Origin of the sequence: uncultured Flavonifractor sp. (assembly GCF_944387675.1) — a bacterium.
GTDB lineage: Bacteria > Bacillota > Clostridia > Oscillospirales > Oscillospiraceae > Flavonifractor.
Map to the genome: position 1 here is coordinate 1 of NZ_CALXFV010000120.1, position 5853 is coordinate 5853.

Sequence of the window (5853 nt, forward strand, 5' to 3'; positions counted from 1 at the left end):
GGCAAGGTGAAAGAGGTGTGGGCCGCCCACGACTCGGGCAAGGTGGTCAACCCCATCTCCATCCAGGGCCAGATTGAAGGCGGCGTGCTCATGGGCCTGGGCTACGCCCTCACGGAAAAATTCACCCTGAAGGACTGCGTCCCCCAGGTGAAGTTCGGTACCCTGGGCTTGATGCGCTCCGACCAGATTCCCGATATCCACGCCATCTATGTGGAGAAGGAGCAGCTGCTCCCCTTCGCCTATGGCGCCAAGGGCATCGGCGAGATTGCCACCATCCCCACCGCCCCGGCGGTCCAGGGGGCCTACTACGCCAAGGACCATATCCTGCGCACCTCCCTGCCCATGGAGGACACCTTCTACAACAAGAAAAAGTAACCCCGATCCCCCCCTCCGCGAAGGCCAGGCGGCCCTCCCCAGGGTCCTGGTCCGGCGGCACCTTTCCCGTCTGACCAGGGCCTATTTTGCTGCTTCCGCTGTAACGTGGGAAAGGGCAGAGGGGCTAGCGCCCCAGCGGTTTGCCCCACACCAAAAAAATTTTTAGCATTACATGAAATTTTTTAGTTTTTCCTCTTGACATCTGCCTCACACGTGGTATGATGGTCTCAGAAATAAGCTAAAAAATCAGCAGGCTTCAAAAACATTTTGGAGGCGACAGCTCGATGAAAGACCAGATCAAATGGGTCCTGAACAACATGCCCAAAAGCGAGGACAAGCAGCTTGACGTCATGTCCCTGGCCAACGTGGCCAAGGCCCGGTTCTTCCACAGCTCCTTCCCCCAGTACTCCATCACCCCTCTGGCTCAGCTGGACGGTATGGCCAAGTATCTGGGGCTGGGCGGGGTGTATGTGAAGGATGAGTCATTCCGTTTCGGCCTGAACGCCTTTAAGGTGCTGGGCGGCTCCTTCGCCATGGCCAAGTACATCGCCAGCGAGATGGGCCGGGACGTGTCTGAGATGACCTACGACTACCTGACCAGCGAGGCCTTCCGCAAGGAGTTCGGCCAGGCCACCTTCTTCACCGCCACCGACGGCAACCACGGCCGGGGCGTGGCCTGGGCGGCCAACAAGCTGGGGCAGAAGGCCGTGGTACATATGCCCAAGGGCAGCTCCAAGTCCCGGTTTGACAACATCGCCAAGGAGGGCGCCAAGGTCACTATCGAGGAGGTCAACTACGACGACTGCGTGCGCATGGCCGCCGCGGAGGCCGAGCAGACCGAGCACGGCGTCATCGTCCAGGACACCGCCTGGGACGGCTATGAGGAGATTCCCTCCTGGATCATGCAGGGCTACGGCACCATGGCCAACGAGGCCTCCGAGCAGCTGCGCCAGTGCGGCGTGAACCGGCCCACCCACGTGTTTGTGCAGGCGGGCGTGGGCTCCCTGGCCGGCGCCGTGGTGGGCTACTTTACCAACCTCTACCCCAATGATCCCCCCAAGTTTGTGGTGATGGAGGCCCGGGCGGCCGACTGCCTGTATCAGGGCGCTCTGGCCGGGGACGGCGCTCCCCGCATTGTCACCGGCGACTTGCAGACCATTATGGCGGGCCTGGCCTGCGGCGAGCCCAACACCATCTCCTGGGACATCCTGCGCAACCACGTCTCCGCCTTTGTCTCCTGCCCCGACTGGGTGAGCGCCAAGGGCATGCGGATGCTGGGCGTGCCGGTGAAGGGCGACCCCACGGTGATCTCCGGCGAGTCCGGTGCGGTGGGTATGGGCTGTCTGGACGCCATCATGTGCGACGACGCCTACAAGGATCTGCGGGAGGCCCTGGGACTGGACCGGTTCAGCCAGGTGCTCATGTTCTCCACCGAGGGCAACACCGATCCTCTGAAGTTCCGCCGGGTGATCTGGGATGGCGAGTACCCCACCACCGAGACCCCCCAGCACCCCTATCAGTAAGCGCGCACAACCCATCCGGGATGAAGAAAAGGAAATCAAATTAAGATTTGGAGGTCATTATCATGGATTTTGAGCAGATCAAAGCCGCCGCCGAAGGTTACAAGGCCGATATGACCCGCTTCCTGCGGGCCATGATCTCCCACCCCAGCGAGAGCTGCGAGGAGAAGGAAGTGGTCGCCTGCATCAAGGCCGAGATGGAGAAGCTGGGCTACGATGAGGTGGAAGTGGACGGCCTGGGCAACGTCATCGGCTGGATGGGCCAGGGCGACAAGATCATCGCCATTGACTCCCACATCGACACCGTGGGTATCGGTAACATCAACAACTGGACCCACGACCCCTACGAGGGCTATGAGGACGACGAGGTTATTTACGGCCGCGGCGGCTCCGACCAGGAGGGCGGCATGGCTTCCGCCACCTACGGCGCCAAGATCATGAAGGATCTGGGCCTCATCCCCGCCGGCTACAAGATCATGGTTGTGGGCTCCGTCCAGGAAGAGGACTGCGACGGCATGTGCTGGCAGTACATCGTCAACAAGTTCTTCCCCGCCAAGGGCATCAAGAAGGAGCAGGTGGAGTTCGTCATTTCCACCGAGCCCACCGACGGCGGCATCTACCGGGGCCACCGGGGCCGCATGGAGATCCGCGTGGACGTGAAGGGCGTGTCCTGCCACGGCTCCGCCCCCGAGCGCGGCGACAACGCCATCTACAAGATGGCCGACATTCTCCAGGACGTGCGCGCCCTCAACGAGAATGACGACGCCGACTCCACCGAGATCAAGGGCCTGGTCAAGATGCTCAATCCCAAGTACAACCCCGACCACTATGAGGACGCCCGCTTCCTGGGCCGCGGCACCTGCACCACCAGCCAGATTTTCTACACCTCTCCCAGCCGCTGCGCTGTGGCCGACTCCTGCTCCATCTCCATCGACCGCCGCATGACCGCCGGCGAGACCTGGGACTCCTGCCTGGACGAGATCCGCAACCTGCCCAACGTGAAGAAGTACGGCGACGACGTGAAGGTCTCCATGTACATGTACGACCGTCCCTCCTGGACCGGCGAGGTGTACGAGACCGAGGCCTACTTCCCCACCTGGATCAATAAGGAGTCCGCCGCTCACGTGCAGGCTCTGGTGGACGCCCACCACGCCCTGTACGGCGACAAGCGCATCGGGCCTGACGGCGCCATGCACCTGCGCAACCGTCCCCTGACCGACAAGTGGACCTTCTCCACCAACGGCGTGGCCATCCAGGGCCGGTACGGCATCCCCTGCGTGGGCTTCGGCCCCGGCGCCGAGAGCCAGGCTCACGCCCCCAACGAGATTACCTGGAAGCAGGATCTGGTGACCTGTGCCGCCCTGTACGCCGCCGTACCCGGCCTGTACAAGGAGGAGAACAAGACCGCCGATGTGTCCCAGTTCCGCGCCGGGAAAACGAACAACGACATCAAGTAAGTTCCTTCCCCATTCCTTCTTAAAATTCTGAATGATAAAAAAGGAGACGATTCACATGGACGCCAAGCTGCAGGCCTATATTGACAAGCTGAACAAGCTCAACTTCAAAGAGATGTACGAGGGTGACTTCTTCCTGACCTGGGAGAAGACCGACGACGAGATTGAGGCCGTGTTCACCGTGGCCGACGCCCTGCGCTACATGCGTGAGAACAACATCTCCACCAAGATCTTTGAGTCCGGCCTGGGCATCTCCCTGTTCCGGGACAACTCCACCCGCACCCGGTTCTCCTTCGCCTCCGCCTGCAACCTGCTGGGCCTGGAGGTTCAGGACCTGGACGAGGGCAAGAGCCAGATCGCCCACGGCGAGACCGTCCGTGAGACCGCCAACATGGTGTCCTTCATGGCCGACGTCATCGGCATCCGGGACGACATGTACATCGGCAAGGGCAACACCTACATGCACGAGTTCATGGACGCCGTGACCCAGGGCAACAAGGACGGCGTGCTGGAGCAGAAGCCCACCCTGGTGAACCTGCAGTGCGACATCGACCACCCCACCCAGGCCATGGCCGACATGCTGCACATCATCCACCACTTCGGCGGCGTGGAGAATCTGAAGGGCAAGAAGATCGCCATGACCTGGGCCTACAGCCCCAGCTACGGCAAGCCCCTGTCCGTACCCCAGGGCATCATCGGCCTGATGAGCCGCTTCGGCATGGACGTGGTGCTGGCTCACCCCGAGGGATACGAGGTTATGCCCGAGGTGGAGGAGGTTGCCAAGGCCAACGCCGAGAAGTCCGGCGGCACCTTCACCAAGACCAACAGCATGGCTGAGGCCTTCAAGGACGCCGACATCGTGTATCCCAAGAGCTGGGCTCCCTTCGCCGCCATGGAGAAGCGCACCAACCTGTATGCCGAGGGCGACAGCGACGGCATCAAGGCCCTGGAGAAGGAGCTGCTGGCTCAGAACGCCAACCACAAGGATTGGTGCTGCACCGAGGAGCTGATGAAGACCACCCGGGACGGCAAGGCTCTGTACATGCACTGCCTGCCCGCCGACATCAACGACGTCTCCTGCGTGGACGGCGAGGTGGAGGCCAGCGTGTTCGACCGCTACCGTGACCCCCTGTACAAGGAGGCCTCCTTCAAGCCCTATATCATCGCCGCCATGATCTTCCTGGCCAAGTGCAAGGATCCTCAGGCCACCCTGAAGGCCCTGGAGGAGCGCGGCATTGCCCGTTGGTTCAACAAGTAATCCACCAATTGCTTTTGAACAGATAGACTTCCATTTCTTTTCCCTTCATTCCATGGCCCGTCCGCATAGGTTTACCTGCCTGACATTGTGCGGACGGGCCGCACTATTTCAAATCAGACAGACTGAGGTGTTTTACTATGGGCAAACGCATTGTGATCGCACTGGGCGGCAACGCTCTTGGCAACAACCTGCCGGAGCAGATGATCGCCGTCAAGCAGACCTCCAAGGCCATCGCCGACCTGATTGAGGAGGGCCATGAGGTCATCATCGCCCACGGCAACGGTCCCCAGGTGGGTATGATCCAGAAGGCCATGGCCGAACTGACCCGCTCCGACCCGGAGAAATACATCCCCTGCCCCCTGTCCGTGTGCGTGGCCATGAGCCAGGGCTACATCGGCTACGATTTGCAGAACGGTCTGCGGGAGGAACTGCTGGACCGGGGAATCAACAAGGGCGTGGCCACCGTACTCACCCAGGTGGAGGTGGATCCCCTGGACCCCGCCTTCCAGAACCCCACCAAGCCCATCGGCGCCTTCATGACCAAGGAGGAGGCCGACAAGATGGTGGCCGAGCGGGGCTACAACGTCATTGAGGACGCCGGCCGGGGCTACCGCCGGGTGGTGGCCTCTCCCAAGCCCCAGTCCATCATTGAGATCGACTCCATCCGGGACATGGTGGAGGCCGGCCTAGTGGTAGTGGCCTGCGGCGGCGGCGGCATCCCGGTGTACAAGACCGAGGGCCATCACCTGAAGGGCGCGGCCGCCGTCATCGACAAGGACTTTGCCTCCTGCGTGCTGGCCCAGCAGGTCAACGCCGACACCCTCATCATCCTCACCGCGGTGGAGAAGGTAGCCATCAACTTCGGCAAGCCGGAGGAGCAGTGGCTGGACGAGCTCACCCCCGACCAGGCCCGCAAGTACATCAGCGAGGGCCACTTCGCCCCCGGCTCCATGCTGCCCAAGGTGCAGGCCGCCGTGGAGTTTGCCGAGAGCGCCCCCGGCCGCTCCGCGCTCATCACCCTGCTGGAGAAGGCCAAGGACGGCGTGGCCGGCAAGACCGGCACCGCCATTCACCAGTAAGATACAACAAAGCGGGACCGCTGCATTCCCATGCAGCGGTCCCGTCAGCTTGTCGAATAAGCCTCGCAGAGTTCGCGCCCGCAGGCGCGAAGGAAGTGGAAATTGCGAATATACAATACAAGTGCAACAGAGGAAGAAAGAAGTGGACTCATAGGGGATAAGCCCTT

5 protein-coding genes are annotated in these 5853 nt (G+C 61.7%); all 5 read left to right on the forward strand.

Translation table 11 applies throughout. From position 1 onward, the window contains the following. Positions 1-375 (forward strand): molybdopterin cofactor-binding domain-containing protein (locus Q0J74_RS10030; protein WP_297214167.1); only part of this gene is annotated, 375 nt, incomplete at its 5' end. Between the two features lie 284 nt (positions 376-659). Continuing rightward, positions 660-1898, forward strand: a complete 1239-nt coding sequence (gene dpaL, locus Q0J74_RS10035) for a diaminopropionate ammonia-lyase (protein ID WP_297214172.1) — start codon at positions 660-662, stop codon at positions 1896-1898. A gap of 62 nt (positions 1899-1960) precedes the next feature. Next, a complete protein-coding gene (locus tag Q0J74_RS10040) occupies positions 1961-3352 on the forward strand; it encodes a YgeY family selenium metabolism-linked hydrolase (RefSeq protein WP_297214176.1) in 1392 nt (463 codons plus the stop codon). Between the two features lie 55 nt (positions 3353-3407). Next, complete coding sequence (ygeW, locus tag Q0J74_RS10045; RefSeq protein ID WP_297214181.1) at positions 3408-4607, forward strand: knotted carbamoyltransferase YgeW; 1200 nt, start codon at positions 3408-3410, stop codon at positions 4605-4607. Positions 4608-4744: 137 nt separating this feature from the next. Then, the gene (gene arcC / locus Q0J74_RS10050) at positions 4745-5686 is read left to right on the forward strand and encodes a carbamate kinase (RefSeq protein ID WP_297214186.1); all 942 of its coding nucleotides are present in this window, start codon (positions 4745-4747) and stop codon (positions 5684-5686) included. The last annotated feature ends 167 nt before the right edge of the window (positions 5687-5853 follow it).

Coding starts and splice junctions, on each gene's coding strand:
- Q0J74_RS10040 (WP_297214176.1), top strand. CDS start 1,961: ATGGATTTTGAGCAGATCAAAGCCGCCGCCGAAGGTTACAAGGCCGAT.
- arcC (WP_297214186.1), top strand. CDS start 4,745: ATGGGCAAACGCATTGTGATCGCACTGGGCGGCAACGCTCTTGGCAAC.
- dpaL (WP_297214172.1), top strand. CDS start 660: ATGAAAGACCAGATCAAATGGGTCCTGAACAACATGCCCAAAAGCGAG.
- ygeW (WP_297214181.1), top strand. CDS start 3,408: ATGGACGCCAAGCTGCAGGCCTATATTGACAAGCTGAACAAGCTCAAC.